The sequence below is a fragment of the Providencia rettgeri genome, assembly GCF_013702265.1.
In the GTDB taxonomy this organism is placed as follows: Bacteria; Pseudomonadota; Gammaproteobacteria; order Enterobacterales; family Enterobacteriaceae; genus Providencia; species Providencia zhijiangensis.
On the sequence record NZ_CP059348.1, the window covers coordinates 314,088 to 334,479 of the forward strand.

A 20,392-nucleotide genomic window follows, 5' to 3' on the forward strand; every position below is an offset into this window, starting at 1 on the left:
TTAATTTTAAATAAAAATTTAATATTAATATTTTATTAAAGTAAGATGTTTGTACAGCAGTACACGTTATGGGGCGGGAGTGTGGTTTTTTATAAATTTAGTGATGAATAATTGACGTAATTTAATGCTCTTGCTTGTACTGTTTTAATTCTGCCATCGTAATAATATAGTCGGATATTGTGTTTTTTTATCCTATTCCAATAAGTGGAATAAGATTCATCGTTTTAAGCCTGTCATATAAAGATTACTTTTTATTAAGGTAATGCAAAATAAATTTTTTCTCCGCTTCACTAAAGATAAAAAACTTAATAAACTAATCTCAAAATAATCGGCGTATTGTTTTAGTTTATCGACGGGAATTCGATCTTTTCCTTTTTCATATTTCAATTGTTGAAGTTCGCAAACACCAATTTCATCAGCTAATTCTTTTAATGATAAATGATGATGTTCGCGAATCAGTTTTATTTTATGTCCAATAATTTCGGATATTGTATGATTTTCGCTCATAGGAAACCCTCAATGACAGTATATTGACAGATGATGGTTATCGAGCATCGATATTCAATTAGTGCGGATTTTTGATGATATTTTATTGATAATCAATATTAACCAATGAAAAGTTAACACGTTTTTTCGCGTGTTAACTTAATTAAATCATAGCTGCTAGATGGTAAGCTTTCTAGAAATTAATCTTCGATACCCAGCTCTTTTAATTTTCGCGTTAGGGTATTTCGCCCCCAGCCTAATAAACGAGCTGCCTCTTGTTTATGCCCGTGAGTATGTTTAAGCGCGCAATTGAGCATGGTTTTTTCAAGTAATGGCATGGCATCATTAAATAAGTCTTGCTTGCCTTCGCTTAAGGCGGACTCAGTCCATTTTTCTAATAGATCAAACCAAGTAAGGTTAGGATCTTGAGGGGAGATAGAGGATGACGCGGGATCTTTCGCTGATTTATTGGATTCTTGCTTATTAAACAGATCGCTCGGCAAATCTTGCGGAAGTACCTCTTGGCTAGCTGCCATCACGGTTAACCAGCGGCAGACGTTCTCCAATTGGCGCACATTGCCCGACCAAGAATAGCGTTGAAGAATTTTAATGCTGTCAGGATGCAGAACTTTGCTTTCTACCCCTAACTCCTTGGCGGTATTTTGCAAAAAGTAATGGGCAAGGCGAGGAATATCTTCAACACGCTCGCGTAATGGCGGAAGCTGTACGCGGATAACATTCAATCGATGAAATAAGTCTTCGCGGAATAATCCTTCTTCCACGCGCTTTTCTAAATTCTGATGCGTTGCGGCGATAATCCGCACATCGACCTTAACAGGGGTATAGCCACCAATTCGGTAAAATTGCCCTTCAGCCAGTACTCGCAATAAGCGCGTTTGCACATCCAGCGGCATATCGCCGATTTCATCGAGGAATAGTGAACCTCGATTGGCTTGTTCAAAACGTCCTTGGCGAACTTGGGATGCGCCTGTGAAAGCTCCTTTTTCATGACCAAATAGCTCGGATTCAATTAAATCTTTTGGAATAGCCGCCATATTTAAGGCGATAAAAGGTTCGCTGGCTCGCGGGCTGTGTTGATGCAAAGCGTGGGCAACTAGCTCTTTACCTGTACCTGATTCCCCATTGATAAGCACACTAATCGAGGAGCGGGAAAGACGCCCAATGATCCGATACACCTCCTGCATGGCAGGGGCTTCGCCGATCATCGTTGACGAAATCACCGCGGCTTGCGGTTTATCGCTAGCAGCATTGTTTTGTTCACGGATATAGTTTTGTTCACGGCTGTGGTTTAGTGCGCGTTCCACTAAGGCGACGGTTTCATCAATATCAAAGGGTTTAGGAAGATAGTCAAAAGCGCCAGATTGATAAGCGTTAACGGCGGCATCTAAATCGGAATGCGCGGTCATGATAATAATCGGCAGTAATGGGTGGGACTGTTTTAGCTGGGAGAGTAAAGCAAGTCCGTCCATGCCCGGCATGCGAATATCAGAGAGTAATACGTCAGGGCGGTCATTGTCGAGGGCGGCAAGCACTGCATCGGCGCTGTCAAAACAGGTGCAATTAAGTTCGGCACTGTTGAGCGCGCGCTCCAGTACCCAGCGGATTGAACTGTCGTCATCAACAACCCAGATTTTTCCCTTCTGCATGGCTATCTCCTATTTTTTGATGGGTAGATAAATAGAAAACGCGGTGTGACCCGGCCAACTGGTAAACTCAATTTTCCCCGCATGTTGATCCACTAAGCTGCGTGCAATAGATAAGCCTAAGCCGGTGCCATCAGGGCGACCACTAACCATCGGGTAAAATAGCGTATCTTGGATAGCAAGTGGAATACCGGGGCCGTTATCTTCAATATCAATCCGTGCAGCCAGCCTATAGCGCTCCCCTTGCAGCATCACTTGGAATGCAGTGCGAGTACGTAAAGTGATGGTGCCACCCGTATCGCCAAGAGCTTGCAAAGCGTTACGCGTGATATTGAGCAGCACTTGCTCCACTTGGTCTGGATAGTATTCCAGATCGGGAAGGCTTGGGTCGTAATCGCGAACCAGCGTGACATTGTCCGGTTTTTCTAACCCGACTAAGCGCATCACATTTTCCACACTATGATGGATACTTTGCTCGGTTTTTGGTCCCGGATATTGAGGACCTAGTAGCCTATCAACCAAGGCGCGTAGGCGGTCGGCTTGCTCAATAATCACTTGGGTATATTCGTTTAGCTGCGGGTCGGGCAGCGCCTTAGACAATAATTGCGCCGCGCCACGTAATCCCCCTAATGGGTTTTTGATTTCATGAGCAAGTCCACGGATCAATTCACGGGCAGCAAGCTGCTGGGCATTTTGCGCTAACTCTTGGCTAAGGCGTCGCTGGCTATCTAATTGGGACAGTTCGACAAGAATAAATTGGTCGGATAGGGGCTGGGCGCTCAAAGACATCATGTGGGAATGGTTATTGAGGACTAGCGTGACTTCATTTTCGGTAAAACTATGGCCTGTTTTGAGGCTGTTGAGCATTTGCTCATCATTTAATGAACAATAGTTGAATAGCAAAGGGAGCGGAGTGCCGTAAAGCTTACGGGGACTTTGTGCCAAAATTTGTAAGGCGGCATGGTTGGCATAATGGATGATTAAATCGTAATCCAGCACTAATACGCTGTTAATTAAGGAATCGAGGAGATGTTCGGGGACAGGTAAATGCTCGGCTTTCATGTAATATTGCTCCTGCACTATTTTGGTGCATTATACGTTATTTACTGATTAACCGATACGTCGAAGCCAATATTTGCAGTTTATCACTCAGTGCAGAGAAAAGGCCCCATCAAAAGATGGGGCAAGTGCTTCACGGCAACAAAGACTATCAGTGGAACGGCGTGTTACGCACTGTAGTACATTTCAAATTCGAGTGGGTGTGGTGCCATACGAACGCGTTGGATATCAGCACGCAGTAATTCGATGTAAGCGTCGATAGCATCGTCAGTAAATACACCACCACGAGTTAAGAACTCACGGTTTTTATCCAGTTCCGCCAGTGCTTCTTCTAAAGAGTTCGCAACTGTTGGGATCTCTTTAGCTTCTTCTGGCGGTAAGTCGTACAGGTTTTTGTCCATTGCATCGCCCGGGTGGATCTTGTTGATGATGCCATCAAGACCTGCCATTAACTGAGCAGCAAACGCTAAGTATGGGTTAGCCGCTGGGTCTGGGAAGCGAACTTCGATACGACGTGCTTTCGTGCTTGCGACCACTGGGATACGGATAGAGGCAGAGCGGTTACGTGCAGAGTAAGCCAGCATTACTGGAGCTTCAAAACCTGGGACTAAACGCTTGTAGGAGTTAGTCGTTGGGTTAGTGAATGCGTTCAGTGCGCGAGCGTGTTTGATGATACCGCCGATGTAGTACAGCGCCATCTCAGATAACCCGCCGTATTTGTCGCCTGCAAACAGGTTCACGCCACCTTTAGATAAAGACATGTGGCAGTGCATACCGGAACCGTTATCACCAACTAATGGTTTTGGCATAAAGGTTGCGGTCTTGCCGTATGCGTGTGCAACGTTATGGACAACGTATTTGTAAATTTGAGTCTCATCCGCTTTTTTGGTCATGGTGTTAAAGCGAGTTGCGATTTCGTTTTGGCCTGCAGTTGCTACTTCATGGTGGTGAGCTTCAACCACTAAGCCCATCTCTTCCATTGTGGTACACATAGCTGAACGTAAATCTTGTGATGAGTCTACTGGTGGTACTGGGAAGTAACCGCCTTTCACAGCTGGACGGTGACCTTTGTTACCGCCTTCGTATTTAGTGCCAGTGTTCCATGCGGCTTCGATATCATCGATGTGATAGTAGCTGCTGTGCATGCTGTTGCCGAAGCGGATGTCATCGAACACGAAAAATTCTGGTTCAGGCCCAAATAACACCATATCCGCAATGCCGCTAGAGCGCAGGAAATCTTCAGCGCGTTTAGAGATAGAGCGAGGGTCGCGATCGTAACCTTGCATAGTGCCCGGTTCTAAAATGTCGCAACGAATGATTAAGGTATTATCGGCGTAGAATGGGTCTAACATTGCGGTAGATGCATCTGGCATCAATACCATGTCAGACTCGTTGATGCCTTTCCAGCCACCGATGGATGAGCCATCAAACATTTGACCTTCTTCAAAGAAGTCTTCGTCAACTTGATGAGCAGGGATAGTGATGTGTTGCTCTTTACCTTTAGTATCAGTAAAACGCAGATCAATAAATCTTACATTGTGCTCTTCGATTAACGATAAAACATGTTTAGCGGACATTCTCGGCTCTCCTGGTCGGGTCTAATCAACTTACGCAGCAATTAAGGTGTGCATGAGTTGGTTTATCTGGCTTCGCAAGATTAATGATTATTTCATTAATCTTATTGCAAGCTCTCTAGGGTTATATAAGCGAAAAGCGTGCCAACTTTTAAAATCATCGTAAATGGGGATGATGACAAGAAGATGGCAATGATTAGGCTAAAAAACAGTCTATCACTGCGCTGTATTGGTGCAAGGAAAAGATTTATTGCACCAATATGGTGCGGGAAATGGAGGGCGGAAACAAAAACGGCGTAGTGCTATTGATTGGCACCACACCGTGAGTATTTTTAGAGATATAAAAAGGTTTATTCGTCATTACTGTCAGTTAATAACGCATTCACCTCTTCAATCTGTTTGACGGCATCATTGATGATCGCCGCAATTTGATGAGTTTGTTCTTCATTTAATTGCTTGAGCACCATTTTATGGCGGAGCAAGGCTTTAAAACGGCTCACTGCCATCTCGATATCTTCCGATAAGTTGCTGCCTTGCTGTAGCTCACGGGCTTTCGCTAATTTACGGCTGATAACGGCTTCAGTTTCTTTATTCTGCTCGAGGTGTTCAGCCCCTTCTGGAGTAATAGAGAAACTTTTGCGGTTACGCTCGACAATGTTCGATTCCAAAAAGCCTTGTTCTTCTAATAGCGTTAAGGTTGGGTAGATGACCCCTGGGCTTGGTACATATAAGCCATTAGATGCTTCTTGGATGTCTTTGATGATTTCATAGCCATAGCTTGGTTTTTTTGCCACTAAAGAGAGCACCATAATGTGCAGATCTCCATGGTCAAATAGGCGACGTAAGCCTTTGCCGCGCCCACGACGGCCTTCGCCGTGACAGCCTTCACCGTGTCCACGACCATGACGGCCTTCGCCGTGACAGCCTTCACCGCGTCCACGACCGTGACGGCCTTCGCCGTGTCCATGACGACCCTCGCCGTGACAACATTCCCCGTGGTCATGACCATGGCGATGTTCTTGGTGCTCGCCATTATGGCAGCAGCCACCGTGTCCTCGTTGATGTTCGTCATGATGTGAGGCATAAACATGACGGCATTGATGTATTCTCATAGGAACCTCTGTTATTATTTCGATATATCTAAATTACGTTATAGGTTCACTTTATTCCGATATATCTAAACTGTCAAATTAGATATATCTAAATAATGAAAAATGCATTGAAATGAGTGATAGACGAAGAAAGTTTATTTTTTATTCTTTTTTTCGGCTGCTAATATTTCCTTTTTAGCGTATTATCCTGCCACTTTGTGATTTCCTAGTGCTGATAATTGCTATTTTTTTGAGCATCTTTGCACGACGACGCAACTGAATGTTTTTTAGCTAAAAACTTTTTTAATAGTGATGGCTTTCACATTTATTCCACTTGTGTGGAAAAACGTGTAAAATAACAGCAAATTAACGTAGAAAGTATGCTTTGGGCATTACAACAACTCATAAAGCATATTCCTTTCCTGTCAATTAAACGGTAAAAATCCTTGTCAATTCAAAACTTAAGAAACATCGCCATCATCGCTCACGTTGACCATGGCAAGACAACACTGGTTGGTAAATTACTGCAACAGTCCGGCACTTTCGGTGAACGTGAAACTGTTGATGAGCGTGTTATGGACTCCAATGACTTGGAGAAAGAGCGTGGTATTACAATCCTTGCTAAAAACACCGCTATCCAATGGAATGGTTATCACATCAATATCGTAGACACCCCGGGCCACGCCGACTTTGGTGGTGAAGTTGAACGTGTTATGTCCATGGTTGACTGCGTTCTGCTGGTTGTTGATGCGATGGATGGCCCAATGCCACAAACTCGCTTCGTAACGCAAAAAGCGTTCGACCACGGTTTACGTCCAATTGTTGTTATCAACAAAGTTGACCGCCCAGGCGCACGTCCTGATTGGGTTGTTGACCAAGTATTCGACTTATTCGTGAACTTAGGTGCGACGGATGAGCAATTAGATTTCCCTATCGTTTATGCATCTGCATTAAACGGTATCGCAGGTCTTGACCATACTGATATGGCTGAAGACATGACTCCACTGTACGAAGCTATCGTGGAACACGTTGAGCCACCAAAAGTTGATCTGGAAGGTCCATTCCAGATGCAAGTTTCTCAGTTAGATTACAACAGCTACTTAGGTGTTATCGGTATCGGCCGCATCAAGCGTGGTACTGTTAAACCTAACCAACAAGTGACTGTTATCGATAGCGAAGGTAAAACTCGCAACGGTAAAATCGGTAAAGTTCTGACTCACTTAGGTTTAGAGCGTATTGATTCACAACAAGCTGAAGCGGGCGACATTGTTGCACTGACTGGTTTAGGTGAACTGAACATTTCTGACACTATTTGCCAAGTGGGTAACGTTGAAGCACTGCCTGCACTGGCGGTTGATGAGCCTACAGTTAGCATGTTCTACTGTGTTAACACCTCGCCATTCTGTGGTAAAGAAGGTAAGTTCGTTACTTCACGTCAAATCCTTGACCGTCTGAATAAAGAACTGGTTCACAACGTTGCACTGCGTGTTGAAGAAACTCAAGATCCAGATGCATTCCGCGTTTCTGGTCGTGGTGAGCTGCACTTATCTGTTCTGATCGAAAACATGCGTCGTGAAGGTTTCGAATTAGCTGTTTCTCGTCCAAAAGTTATCGTTCGTGAAATCGATGGCCGTAAACAAGAGCCATTTGAACAAGTGACTTTGGATGTTGAAGAACAAAACCAAGGTGACGTGATGAAAGCGTTAGGTGAGCGTAAAGGTGACCTGCGTGACATGATGCCAGACGGTAAAGGCCGTGTACGTTTAGACTACATCATTCCTAGCCGTGGTCTGATTGGCTTCCGTACTGAGTTCATGACTATGACTTCAGGTACTGGCTTACTGTACTCTACATTTAGCCATTACGACGATGTTCGCCCAGGCGAAATCGGCGGCCGTCAAAACGGTGTTCTGATCTCTAACGGTCAAGGTAAAGCAGTTGCATACGCACTGTACAGCCTGCAAGATCGCGGTAAGTTATTCTTAGGTCACGGTGCTGAAGTGTATGAAGGCCAAATCATCGGTATTCACTCACGTTCTAACGACCTGACTGTTAACTGCTTAACCGGTAAAAAACTGACTAACATGCGTGCGTCAGGTACTGATGAAGCGACAACTCTGTCACCACCTATCAAAATGACTCTGGAACAAGCTCTTGAGTTTATCGATGATGATGAATTAGTTGAAGTAACTCCGCTGTCAATTCGTCTGCGTAAGCGTCACTTGACAGAGAACGATCGCCGTCGTGCTGGCCGTTCTAAAGAAGATTAATCGTTAGTCTTTGAATTAAAATAGAAGGTGCCAAATATGGCACCTTTTTTTATGCACAAAAATCGAGCGATAGACAAATTTAGTTATATCAGCAGATAAAATTTGTTTACCCAGACACAAACACAGTTCCTCTAGCCAATTTGCTTAATCGATAAATTGAAAAAATAACCTTAATAATCCTCAATTAGGGCTGTTCAGTTGCCTCAATAATGATTAAAGTAAATTTAATGAATAACTAAGAGGACAATTTATGCTGTATATCTTCGATATGGGTAATGTGATTATTGATATCGACTTCAATCGTGTGTTTGATAAGTGGTCTGAACTGAGTGGTACCCCAAGTTCAGAGATCAAAAAGCGATTCACTTTTGGCAATATCTTCCAGCTCCATGAGTGTGGCAAAATTTCAGATATCGAATTTGCTGAGCTGCTCTGTGAAGAGATGGGGATCACCCTAAGCTTTGAAGATTTTGCGGAAGGCTGGCACTCAATTTTCATCTCACTAAGACCAGAAGTCATTGATATTATGGAACGTCTGCGTGAGCAAGGTCATCGTGTTGTCGTGTTATCGAACACCAACCGTCTGCACCTCGATTATTGGCCAGAACACTACCCTGAAATAGCAGCGTCCTCTGACTTCCTGTATCTATCCCAAGATTTAGGAATGCGTAAGCCAGACCCAGAAATTTTCAAATATGTTCTGGAAACTGAAGAATTTGAAGCAGCTGATGCGGTGTTCTTTGATGATGTAGAAGAAAACGTAAAAGCAGCTGAAGCACTTGGTATCAAAGGTGTTCATGTCTTGAATAAAGACACCGTTCCTGAATATTTTCGCACTTACGACTTTAGTGCCGAAGTCGAATAATCCAGTTCTTAATAAGGAGTAACGGTGACGTTACTCCTTTTTTTATCGAGTACCCATGATTGCATTAATCCAAAGAGTCACTCACGCGAGTGTGGTTGTTGATGAAAAAACAGTAGGGCAAATTGGCCCTGGCCTTTTAGTTCTGCTCGGTGTTGAAAAAGACGATGATGAGCAGAAAGCAAAACGCCTTTGTGAGAAAGTCCTTGGCTATCGTATTTTTAGCGACGAACAAGGCAAAATGAACCTTAACGTACAACAAGCTGGCGGAAGCTTGTTAGTGGTTTCGCAGTTTACGTTAGCCGCAGATACCAAGAAAGGGATGCGCCCAAGTTTCTCCGGTGGCGCGGAACCGACGAAAGCGGATCAGCTGTATCAATATTTTGTTGAGCAAAGCCGTGCACAAGGCATTGTGACAGAAACGGGTGAATTTGCGGCAGACATGCAAGTTAGCCTGACCAATGATGGACCCGTCACTTTTTGGCTGCAAGTGTAGAACATCGTTTAAAGGAGGGGGGAGAGATGTACCATCTACGGACACCAAAAGATGAACTTGAATTCGCCGCATACTACCAATTTCGCTGGTCAATGCTGCGAGAACCGTTCAAACAACCCCTTGGCTCTGAAAAAGACGGTTATGATTTAACTGCTCACCACCAAATGGTGGTTGATGAAAAAAATCGTATTTTGGCCATTGGGCGCCTATATATTAATGCCGATAACGAAGGCGCTATTCGCTTTCTCGCCGTTAACCCTGTTATGCAAGGCAAGGGCTTAGGCAAACTGATTATTATGGCGCTTGAAACCATTGCAAGGCGTGAAGGCGTTAAACGCATCGTTTCCAGTGTTCGAGAAGAAGCCGTACCTTTCTTCGCCAAAATGGGCTTTGAACGTCGTGGTGAAGTCACTGGGGAGCTGAAAACCCCTGTTCGGCACTATTTGATGATCAAACCGATTGAAACCCTTGACCAAATTCTTCATCGCCCCGATTGGTGCGGTGAGCTTCAGCAAGCTTGGCACAAGCATATTCCATTGAGCGAAAAGATGGGTGTACGTATCGAACAGTACACTGGAAAGCGCTTTGTGACGACAATGCCAGAAGCTGGCAACCAAAATCCTCATAATACGATTTTCGCTGGAAGCCAGTTTTCTCTCGCCACGTTAACGGGTTGGGGAATGATTTGGTTGCTGCTACAAGAGCATCAATTAGGCGGAGAAATTGTTCTGGTAGATGCTAATATTCGCTATGCAAAACCCGTTAGTGGACGTCCAACCGCAGTGGCCGATCTCTCACATCTTAGTGGGGATTTAGACCGTCTCGCCCGAGGAAGTAAAGCGCGGGTAAAATTGGAAGTGCATGTGAGCAATGCAGAAAACCAAGTGGGTGCGGTATTTAGCGGTGTATATATGGTGCTGCCAGAAACGAAGAAAGTGAAAAGCGAATAATGTCTTTAGGTGACTGACTGTTTTTAGGTTATTCACTGAAAAAGCAGGCAATCCGAAGGGATGAGCCTGCTTTTTATTGCTTATTGACTCACTGCTTTATTGAGTAACCATATCAGGAACATGCCTATCAACAGGGTAGGTATTTTCTGCTGGTACAGTTTGTGATTCTGGCTCGGTTTGAGGTTTTGCTGATGGCTCTACGGTAGCAATGCCAGACGCCACATGACCATCAACTACAGTACGCAGTTGATCGCTTCCTTGAAGTGGCTTAGCGGTTAATTTTCCATTAAGGCTAGATGCCGGAGGCGATGCCAGTAAATTCCCTTGTAATGACGCCTCAAAATCCCCCCACATCTGCGGTGAAAAGCCTGACCAGCCCCACTGGTTTAAATTACCTAAATCAATGTTGGTGCCTGATGCGCGTAATTCAAAAGGTACTTTATTTGGCTCTTGCTGTGCCAGTAAACCGATTTTTGCGATACCACGGTCAACGCTGCCGCTGAGGCTGGCTGCGGTACGCCCATTATTTCCTGCTATTTCTAAAAGAGGACGGCGGATCATCACTTGATTGATGGTACCTGCATCAGCATTGAAGGTAGCTTGTCCCTTCCAAATTCCCCATTGTTTTTGCTTGATGAGGTCAACATAGCGAATGTTGCCGCTTAACGCGGTAAATTCGAAGGGAAACTCAGGTTGAATATTCATCAGCAACGATTGCGTGACGGTGAAATTATCAATGGCAAATGTGGATAACCACGCAGGTGCGGGTTGAGCAAAGAACGACAGCCAATTATCTGGCAAGGTATACAGAACCCCAGCGAGCGTCCCTTCAGTGATAGTCAGTGATTTATCATTACGTTGCCAAATCGCACTCAGGTTAAAAATCCCTTTATTGTAGTAGCCGGAGAGCTTATCAATATTGAGGTTATCACCATCAATGTTCAGCTCACCGATGAGCGTATCAATTTGTTGGTCTTGGATAACCAATTGATCGACATTGAAATTAATATGGCTTTTTGGGCTGCTCCAACTCCCTCTCACCAAGGCAATTTGATCGACTTCGCTACTCAGACCTGACAACGCCCAATCACGTCCTTGAATATCTACATTGGTCAGCTGTAATTGGTTGATTTGCAAAGTTCGGTCACTATTTATCGCATCAAACAGCCCATCAAAGGTTAAGTCATTCTGCCAGCCCACTTTATTCATCGACAGGTTATCAATGATGATAGAGCCGTCAGCAAACCACTTTCCTTTACCCGTGATCGCACCATTATTCAGGTAGCCGCTGATTTGGCTAAAGTCCGTCACTTTCTCTTGTAGTTTTCCCGTGATCGCCACGTTTCTAAACGGTAGAGAATTCAAGGTTAGTTGGCTGGTGGTAAAGCGAAAATCACCGTAACCAAATGGGTTTTCAGTTGTTGGAACCCACGGAGTGATCCCCCCTGTAAACCCGGCGACTTGAACGGTATTTTTGCCTTGAGTTAATTGAATCTGGCTATTCTCAAATTGCAGGACTTTCGCAGAAAGCGGTAGCTGTGATGTGTTATCGGTAAAGTTTGCCGATAAGTCGCCTTGGGTGATGGTTAAGCGTTGAATGGCTTCACCACTGAAAATATGTCGCCAATTGATATTCACCACAATTTGCGGAGCGTCTAATTCTAGCTGCTTGTTGCTTGATTCAATCTTAATGTCTTGGAAAATAAATTTACCCGGCTCTGAGAACTGATGTCCCATAATGCCGACGCTAATATCATAAGGCGTAAATTTACTCAGAAGTTGGCTGGCGTAACCGGCGCCCCATCGGGTTTGCAAGGCAATATAACTGGCAAGAAAGATAATCAAAAGAAGCAGAAAAATATAGCCGAAAAAACTCAGTAACCTTTTCATGTTTGTCTGCTCCCTTATCAATCAGATAAAAATAGAAATTGCCGATATGTTTAATATATCGGCAACTCAAGGATAGCATACAGAAGAACCGCCGGCGTGTTCAACTCTTGCGGCGGTGTAGGGAATTATTTTTCGTGAGGGAAAATCAAGTTCAGCACAATCGCCGTTAAACCACCGGCGGCAATACCGGATGAAAACAGGGTTTTCAGCCAGTCAGGAGCAAATTGCAGGATCAGTGGTTGTTGAGAAACTCCCATTCCTACTGCTAGAGACAATGCAATGATCATAATGGCACGGCGGTTAAGTGGTTCACGAGAAACGATACGCACGCCTGATGCGGCAATTGTGCCGAACATCACAATGGTTGCACCACCTAGCACGGGTTCAGGAATTTGTTGCACAAAGCCCGCCACCGCAGGGAACAGACCCAGTAGCACTAACATCAACGCCACTAAGTAACCCACATAGCGGCTAGCTACACCTGTTAATTGAATGACGCCATTGTTCTGACCAAAACAGGAGTTAGGGAAAGTATTAAACACGGCTGATACCATGGAATTTAGCCCATTTGCTAATACACCACCTTTAATACGTTTCATATACAGAGGGCCGCGCACTGGTTGCTCTGAGACATCCGACGTTGCGGTGATGTCACCAATGGTCTCTAGCGAGGTCACCATAAAAATCAGGATCAATGGAATGAGTAAATTCCAGTCAAAAGAGAGGCCATAATAAAAAGGCTCAGGAACCGTAATCAGAGATTGGTTGGCATCACTGGCTTGCGCGGTTGGCAGCATGTTCATCCACCAAGCTGCAAGGTAGCCTACCGCCATTGCAATCACTAACGATGCGACGCGCAAGTACGGGTTTTTCTGGCGAGTTAACAGGATAATGACGGCTAAAACAATGCCTGCAAGAATGAGATTATCAGGAGAGCCAAATGTGTTATCGGCAAGCGCACTGTAACCCCCACCGATTGAGGTTAAACCGACTTGAATCAGTGATAAACCAATGATCATGACCACTACACCAGAAACCAGCGGCGTGATAACTCGACGAGCTAAATGTAAGAAGCGAGACAGGATAACTTCGGTTAGCGCAGCGACCATTAATGTGCCGAATAGCGCCGCCATCATGGATGGAATATCGGCTCCACCTTGTTTAAGTGCAACGCCGCCCATAATCAGCGGTGCAACAAAGTTGAAACTGGTGCCTTGAATGGAAAGTAATCCGGAACCAACAGGCCCCCATGCACGGATCTGGATCAGGGAAGCAATTCCCGAAGCAAACAATGACATGCTGATAATGCGCTGGGTATCGTGAGCCGGTAGCCCAAGTGCTTGGCAAATAAGCATTGCGGGTGTAATAACCGCGACAAACATTGCCAATAGATGCTGTCCAGCAGCAAACAACGCCTGAGGTAAAGGCGGTCTATCTTCAAGGCGATATATCAGTTCGCTTTGATTTTGTACTGTTTTTTCAACATTTTGTTCTTCAGATGCCGTTGCGTTCATTATTCCTGTTCCACTAGCAAAAAGCGCATTTTAAAGAGAATTATACAAAAAGCAATCGTTTGCGCAAAATAAAAGAAAGTATCAATTAAAATTATGAGTGTCACATTTTTATATGTTTTAACTTGTATTTATCGCGATTTTTTTTTCTAATCCCTGCACCTGCTTTTGGCGTTTTAAGGAAAAAAATAACGTCTAATTAGTTTTAAATAATATTAACAACAGACGAGGTACGTAAATGTATCATCTCGATGTCTACGGCACTCTGGTGGCAGCCACGCTCGTGCTATTACTCGGACGTAAACTGGTAAAGTCAGTTTCATTTCTTGAAAAATACACTATCCCCGAACCCGTTGCGGGGGGATTATTAGTTGCTTTTACCCTGTTAGTGGTTAAGCAAGTATTTGATTGGAGCCTCTCCTTCGACTTATCACTGCAAGAACCGATGATGCTCGCATTCTTTGCGACCATTGGTTTGAATGCTAACTTAGCGAGCTTAAAAGCTGGCGGTAAAGCATTGTTAATCTTCATTTTTGTCGTTGTCGGTTTATTGCTGGTTCAAAATACAGTCGGTATCGCACTTGCGAAATTATTAGGTTTAGACCCTCTGATGGGGCTATTGGCCGGTTCAATCACTTTATCTGGTGGACATGGTACAGGTGCCGCTTGGGGTAAAATCTTTACTGAAGACTATGGCTTCAAGAGTGCAACTGAAGTTGCAATGGCTTGTGCAACCTTTGGTTTAGTACTTGGGGGACTGATTGGTGGCCCTGTTGCACGTTTCTTAATTCGCAATATTCCAACACCTGGTACCGCGGATGAGGACAAAGATGTTCCGACCGCATTTGAGAAGCCACAATCCAATCGCATGATCAACTCGATGGTGTTGATTGAAACTATTGCGTTGATTGCTATCTGTTTGCTAGCAGGAAGCTGGATTGCTGGGCTACTATCAGGCACCGCATTTGCACTGCCTAAGTTTGTTTGCGTATTGTTCGTCGGTGTTATCTTAAGTAACAGCCTATCTTTACTTGGTTTTTACCGAGTATTCGACCGCGCGGTTTCTGTCATGGGTAACGTCAGCCTATCCTTATTCTTAGCCATGGCATTAATGAGCTTAAAACTGTGGGAATTGGCGTCTTTGGCAATCCCAATGTTAGTGATTCTCGGTGTTCAAGCTTGCGTTATGGCGGGGTATGCGATTTTTGTTACCTTCCGTGTGATGGGCAAAAACTATGATGCTGCCATTTTAGCGGCGGGTCACTGTGGTTTCGGTTTAGGGGCAACACCAACCGCTATCGCTAACATGCAAGCGGTAACTGATAAATTTGGTCCATCCCACCTCGCATTCTTAGTCGTGCCAATGGTAGGGGCATTCTTTATCGATATTGTGAATGCGTTAGTGATTAAGTTCTACTTATGGTTGCCGGTTTTCCCAACGATTGGTGGCTAGTGCAAAACAAGTATTGAAGTAAATACAAACATATATAACTAAATGTATAAATAAAGCAGGTATTGCCGTGGACATGGATGTGTTCACGGCAATTTTCATTTTAAGGTAGGAAAAAATTTAAGCGTGGCTATATTGTTCGCGCTCAGGGAGCCAGCGTTCAATAATCTTCTGGGCGTGCTCAGGGTAGTTTTGCTGGATATGGCGTGCTAACCGTTGCACTTCTGGCAACATATATTGATCTCGTAGCAAATCCGCCACTTTAAAATCCGCATTTCCTGTCTGCCTTGTACCTAGCAGCTCTCCGGGGCCTCGAATTTCTAAATCTTTTTGAGCAATGACAAAGCCATCGTTGCTATCTCGTAAAACTTGTAAGCGCTGTTTAGCGGTGTGAGTGAGCGGTGTTTTATAAAGTAGCACACAGTGAGACGCGACAGAGCCACGACCAACTCGCCCTCGTAGTTGGTGTAATTGTGCTAGTCCAAGCCGCTCGGGGTTATCAATTATCATCAGACTTGCGTTCGGAACATCCACCCCCACTTCGATAACGGTGGTAGCAACAAGTAACTGGATCTCGTTATTCTTAAATGCTGCCATGATGCTCTGTTTTTCGGCGGGTTTCATGCGACCGTGTACCAACCCCACTTTGAGTTCAGGTAGTGCCAGCGCCAGCTCTTCGCTGGTAACTTGGGCAGCTTGAGCTTCGAGCACCTCTGAGTCATCAATCAATGTACACACCCAATAAGCTTGTCGTCCTTCCTCTAAACAGGCTTGTCGAACGCGCTCGACAATATCACTACGTCGGGTATCTGGAATCGCTACTGTAGTGACTGGGGTTCTTCCTGGTGGAAGCTCATCAATCACGGAAGTATCGAGATCGGCATAGGCAGTCATCGCCAGCGTGCGTGGGATTGGCGTAGCGGTCATGATTAATTGATGTGGATGAAATCCTTGTTGTTCACCTTTCTCACGCAGAGCGAGCCGCTGGTGAACACCAAAGCGGTGTTGTTCATCAATGATGACTAACCCTAAAGAGTGAAAGCTCACTTGCTCTTGGAAGATTGCATGGGTACCGACGACCATCGAGACTTCACCACTCGCGATGGCATCTTGTTGTTGCTGGCGCGCTTTACCTTTTTGCTTACCCGCTAACCAGCCTACTTTGATACCTAGAGGTTCAAACCACTGGTTAAAGGTGTTCGCGTGCTGTTCTGCAAGAATTTCAGTCGGTGCCATTAAGGCAACTTGTTTACCATTTTCAATGGCGCACAGTGCGGCTAATGCAGCCACAAGAGTTTTACCGGAACCGACATCCCCTTGAATCAAACGCATCATGGGGGCATTTTTTTGTAAATCAGTTTCGATTTCAGCCACGACGCGTTTTTGCGCGTTAGTTGGTGAGAACGGTAAATTTGCAAGTAAAGGCGCTTTAAATTTCCCTGAAGATACCAGTGGCTCGGCATAGAGCCGCTCATTACCCGCCCGAATGGCGAGCATACTTAAATGGTGAGCCAGTAACTCTTCAAGGATCAAACGCTTTTGAGCTGGGTGATGCCCCTTTTCCAACTCATCTAACGAAACATCCGGTGGCGGAGTGTGTAACAGTCGGATGGCATCAGGGAGGCTAATTAGACTACGGCTGAACTCTTCAGGCAGTAATTCTTGAATATTACCACTTTCTAGCATGGCTAGCGCTTGTTCCATCACTTTACGCAATGTGGCTTGGCGGACGCCTTCGGTTGTCGGATAAACTGGCGTTAGGTTCTCTTGAAGGGCGATATTATCTGTTTCTTGAGAGACTTTGTATTCAGGGTGAATGATTTCAGGCCCGGTATTACCACGACGCACTTCCCCGTAGGCAGTCACTTGGCGGCCTTCGGCTAAACTGTTTTTCATCGCGGCAGAGAAATTGAAAAAACGCAGTGTGAGGTTGCCAGTGCCATCACTGATCAGGCAGGTCATCATTCTTTTGCGCCCAAAGACGACTTTAGTTTGTAGAACGTGACCGGTGATAGTGGCTGTTGTGCCGGGCATCAAATCTTTAATCTGATAAAGACGCGTATGATCTTCATAACGCAGTGGAAAATGCAGAAGCAAGTCCTGAACTGTGTTCAACCCGATTTTACTCATTTTTTCTGACTGGCTGGCACCAATGCCATGAAGTGAAGTCAGTGAAATGGTATTAAGCAGACCACGGTTCATGTCGATTCCTTAACTGAGTTGTTTTCTCTTCATTTTTTCAGAAAGCTGCATTTGTGCCCACCAAGCATCATCGGCTTCTATCTGACCTTGCTGATTGATAAATGGGCGAGGAAGCCCTTTGCGTTTAGCCACTTCAGCCAGTACAGGATAGCCACCTTCAAATAGCCATTCTTGTTGTTCTTGCTCAGATAATAGACTATTTTCTCGCTCATACATGCCTGCGAGTTGGCGCTGACGCTGGGCTTCATACAAAATAAGCGCAGAGGCGACAGAGACATTGAGTGACTGTACCATACCAACCATTGGGATGATAATATGTTGATCTGCAAGGGCTAATGCCTTGTCTGATATACCCGTTTTCTCTTGCCCCACCATAATACAGGTTGGGCGGGTATAATCAATTTCTCGAAAATCGACAGCCGTATCTGACAGATTCGTCACTAAAACCTGCATACCTTGGGATTTTATCTGAGTAATGGCACTTTCTGTGGACTGGTGCGAAATGACTTTTACCCAACTATTACTTCCCGCCGCAGAAGAGACAGAGAGTTTAACCTGTTGGTCTGGCCAAATGGCATGAATTTTATGGATCCCAACAGCATCAGCACTGCGCACAATTGCAGAAACATTATGAGGCTTATGAATTTCTTCAAGACAGAGTGTTAGGTCGGGCTGCCGCATCGCCATCATTTGGCAAATGCGGCGATAGCGGCGTTCATTCATAGTGAGAGTTCGTGTTTTTAATGGTATCGACTAATTACGGTTACGGCTGACGCGTAGAACGTCTGGCATGATACGAATTTTACGCATCACGTTAGCCAACTGAATACGGTTTTTAATCGACAAGCGAATAAATGCACAGTAAACACGACCATCTTTCTCTTCAGTGTTCATGCTTTGAATACTTGAATTCGCATCATTGATAGCGGCGGTCAAGTTAGCAAGGGCACCTTGATGGTTTATCATATCGACTTTAATTTCAGCGATAAAATCCGTGTCTGTTTCGGTATCCCACTCGACAGCCATAAATTTATCCGGTTCTTTCTGATAACCACGGATATTGCGGCAAGATTCATGGTGAATAACCAATCCTTTACCTGGGCTAATATGCGCAATAATTGGGTCGCCCGGGATAGGTCGGCAGCATTTTGCAAAGGTGATTAAGACACCATCAGCCCCTTTGATGGACAGTTTATTACGGTTTTCCGTAATCACAGGTTCTTCAACGGCACTTGGCTGAGTACTTTGAGGGTTACCTTGCAAGTTGCGAGCCACCACAACACTCATAGCATTACCTAAACCAATTTCGGCAAGTAAATCATCAATCGAGTGGAGCTTCATGCGAGCTAACTCGGCATCGATGCTTTCACGAGGTATATCCGTGATTTTGGTGCCTGCACCTAGCGCATGATTGAGTAGGCGACGCCCTAAATTAACGGAGTCTTCGCGTTTTAAATTCTTCAGTAACTGGCGGATTTTTGCACGCGCTTTTGAGCTAACGACAAAGTTCAACCATGCTGCATTTGGTCGAGCGCCTGGAGCCGTAATAATTTCTACCGTTTGACCGCTAGAAAGTGACTGGGAGAGTGGGTAAGGTTGGCGATCAACTCGCGCACCCACACAGGCATGACCGATGTCAGTATGCACGGCATACGCAAAGTCCACTGGGGTCGCGCCTGTCGGTAATTCGACAATACGACCTTCGGGGGTGAAAACGTAAATTTCATCAGGAAAGAGGTCTGATTTTACGCTTTCAATAAATTCAAATGAGCTTCCCGCACTCTGTTGGAGTTCGAGCAAGCTTTGCATCCAACGCTGGGCTTTCACCTGCGCAGTGGTTCCTAATTCGCCTTGTTCTTTATATGCCCAGTGAGCAGCAACACCCATTTCAGCCATTTGGTCCATATCTTCAGTACGAATTTGTACTTCGACTGGTACCCCATGAGGCCCAATTAATGAGGTGTGGAGAGATTGGTAGCCGTTCGCCTTAGGAATAGCAATATAGTCTTTGATTCGCCCCGGACGAGGTTTATAAAGACTGTGCATTTGCCCTAAAACACGGTAGCAGGTATCAACGTCTTCGACGATGACCCTAAAAGCATAGATATCCATAATGGAATGGAATCGCTGCTCTTTTTGATGCATTTTTCGATAGATAGAATACAGATGTTTTTCGCGACCACTGACTGTACAAGGTACACCCGCTTCCGTTAATCGACCGTCAATTTCAGAAAGGATTTTTTGGATCATCTCTTTACGGTTACCACGAGCGGATTTCACCACTTCTTTGATAACACGATAACGGTTTGGATACAGCGCTTCGAAACCTAACTCTTCGAGTTCGGTTTTAATATGGTGGATACCTAAACGGTGCGCGAGGGGGCTGTAGATTTCCAGTGTTTCACGCGCTATGCGGCGACGCTTATCGGGTCTTAATGACCCAAGCGTGCGCATATTGTGAGTGCGGTCTGCCAGTTTGATCAAAATGACACGGATATCTTTCACCATTGCCATGATCATTTTACGGAAATTTTCTGCTTGAGCTTCTTTCTTGTCGCGGAAATTCAGCTTATCCAGTTTGGAAACCCCTTCGACTAAGCCGGCGACGGTGGTTCCAAACAGTTGCTCTATGTCTTGAAATGTCGCTGGAGTATCTTCAATCACATCATGAAGTAGCGCGGCCATCAGTGTTTCATGATCCAAACGCATTTCAGCCAGAATACAAGCAACAGCAACAGGGTGAGTAATATAAGGCTCACCACTGGAACGGGTCTGCCCTTCATGAGCATCCCGTGCGACAACATAGGCTTTTTTCAGTAATTCAACTTGCTCTTTTGGGAGATATTGTTGAATTATGAGATTTAGGCTTTCAAACAGATACAAGGCA

15 protein-coding genes are annotated in these 20,392 nt (G+C 44.9%); 5 read left to right on the plus strand and 10 right to left on the minus strand.

The features are described from left to right. Positions 1-216: 216 nt before the first annotated feature. The 5 genes from H0913_RS01460 to H0913_RS18620 form a co-directional block, all read right to left on the minus strand. Positions 217-507 (minus strand): helix-turn-helix domain-containing protein, encoded by a 291-nt coding sequence (locus tag H0913_RS01460; RefSeq protein ID WP_232368812.1) that lies wholly within the window; start codon positions 505-507, stop codon positions 217-219. Between the two features lie 179 nt (positions 508-686). Then, on the minus strand, positions 687-2,153 hold the full coding sequence (gene glnG / locus H0913_RS01465) for a nitrogen regulation protein NR(I) (protein ID WP_181477863.1): 1,467 nt from the start codon (positions 2,151-2,153) through the stop codon (positions 687-689). Between the two features lie 9 nt (positions 2,154-2,162). Further along, entirely contained in the window at positions 2,163-3,212 is a 1,050-nt protein-coding gene (gene glnL / locus H0913_RS01470; protein WP_154602278.1) for a nitrogen regulation protein NR(II), read from the minus strand. Positions 3,213-3,376: 164 nt separating this feature from the next. Continuing rightward, on the minus strand, positions 3,377-4,786 hold the full coding sequence (gene glnA / locus H0913_RS01475) for a glutamate--ammonia ligase (RefSeq protein WP_154638593.1): 1,410 nt from the start codon (positions 4,784-4,786) through the stop codon (positions 3,377-3,379). Between the two features lie 347 nt (positions 4,787-5,133). Further along, positions 5,134-5,895 carry a PadR family transcriptional regulator gene (locus tag H0913_RS18620; protein ID WP_232368813.1) on the minus strand — a complete coding sequence of 254 codons (762 nt, stop codon included), beginning with the start codon at positions 5,893-5,895 and terminating at the stop codon, positions 5,134-5,136. 425 nt (positions 5,896-6,320) lie between these two features. Here H0913_RS18620 and typA point away from each other — a divergent pair, with 425 nt between their 5' ends. The 4 genes from typA to fabY all read left to right on the plus strand — a co-directional run bounded on the left by typA (position 6,321) and on the right by fabY (position 10,452). Beyond that, positions 6,321-8,144 carry a ribosome-dependent GTPase TypA gene (typA, locus tag H0913_RS01485; protein ID WP_154602279.1) on the plus strand — a complete coding sequence of 608 codons (1,824 nt, stop codon included), beginning with the start codon at positions 6,321-6,323 and terminating at the stop codon, positions 8,142-8,144. A gap of 250 nt (positions 8,145-8,394) precedes the next feature. Continuing rightward, complete coding sequence (gene yihX, locus H0913_RS01490; protein ID WP_181477864.1) at positions 8,395-9,009, plus strand: glucose-1-phosphatase; 615 nt, start codon at positions 8,395-8,397, stop codon at positions 9,007-9,009. A 55-nt stretch (positions 9,010-9,064) separates the two neighbouring features. After that, complete coding sequence (gene dtd / locus H0913_RS01495) at positions 9,065-9,502, plus strand: D-aminoacyl-tRNA deacylase (RefSeq protein ID WP_154602280.1); 438 nt, start codon at positions 9,065-9,067, stop codon at positions 9,500-9,502. A 26-nt stretch (positions 9,503-9,528) separates the two neighbouring features. Further along, on the plus strand, positions 9,529-10,452 hold the full coding sequence (fabY, locus tag H0913_RS01500) for a fatty acid biosynthesis protein FabY (RefSeq protein WP_154602281.1): 924 nt from the start codon (positions 9,529-9,531) through the stop codon (positions 10,450-10,452). Between the two features lie 96 nt (positions 10,453-10,548). Here the strand turns inward: fabY and H0913_RS01505 are convergent, their stop codons facing one another. Both H0913_RS01505 and H0913_RS01510 read right to left on the minus strand, forming a co-directional pair. Beyond that, the gene (locus tag H0913_RS01505; RefSeq protein WP_181477865.1) at positions 10,549-12,342 is read right to left on the minus strand and encodes an AsmA family protein; all 1,794 of its coding nucleotides are present in this window, start codon (positions 12,340-12,342) and stop codon (positions 10,549-10,551) included. Between the two features lie 125 nt (positions 12,343-12,467). Then, positions 12,468-13,856, minus strand: coding sequence for a uracil-xanthine permease family protein (locus H0913_RS01510; RefSeq protein WP_181477866.1), 1,389 nt, complete (start codon positions 13,854-13,856; stop codon positions 12,468-12,470). 235 nt (positions 13,857-14,091) lie between these two features. Between H0913_RS01510 and gltS the strand changes: the two genes are divergently transcribed. Further along, positions 14,092-15,306 carry a sodium/glutamate symporter gene (gene gltS, locus H0913_RS01515; protein WP_036948572.1) on the plus strand — a complete coding sequence of 405 codons (1,215 nt, stop codon included), beginning with the start codon at positions 14,092-14,094 and terminating at the stop codon, positions 15,304-15,306. A 117-nt stretch (positions 15,307-15,423) separates the two neighbouring features. Here gltS and recG read toward each other — a convergent pair whose 3' ends face one another. Genes recG through spoT form a run of 3 tightly spaced genes read right to left on the minus strand, consistent with a single transcriptional unit; the run spans position 15,424 to position 20,388 of the window. Next, on the minus strand, positions 15,424-17,505 hold the full coding sequence (gene recG / locus H0913_RS01520) for an ATP-dependent DNA helicase RecG (protein ID WP_181477867.1): 2,082 nt from the start codon (positions 17,503-17,505) through the stop codon (positions 15,424-15,426). Between the two features lie 9 nt (positions 17,506-17,514). Beyond that, a complete protein-coding gene (gene trmH / locus H0913_RS01525) occupies positions 17,515-18,228 on the minus strand; it encodes a tRNA (guanosine(18)-2'-O)-methyltransferase TrmH (protein WP_154602285.1) in 714 nt (237 codons plus the stop codon). A gap of 30 nt (positions 18,229-18,258) precedes the next feature. Further along, positions 18,259-20,388 (minus strand): bifunctional GTP diphosphokinase/guanosine-3',5'-bis pyrophosphate 3'-pyrophosphohydrolase, encoded by a 2,130-nt coding sequence (gene spoT / locus H0913_RS01530; protein ID WP_181477868.1) that lies wholly within the window; start codon positions 20,386-20,388, stop codon positions 18,259-18,261. Positions 20,389-20,392: the final 4 nt, after the last annotated feature.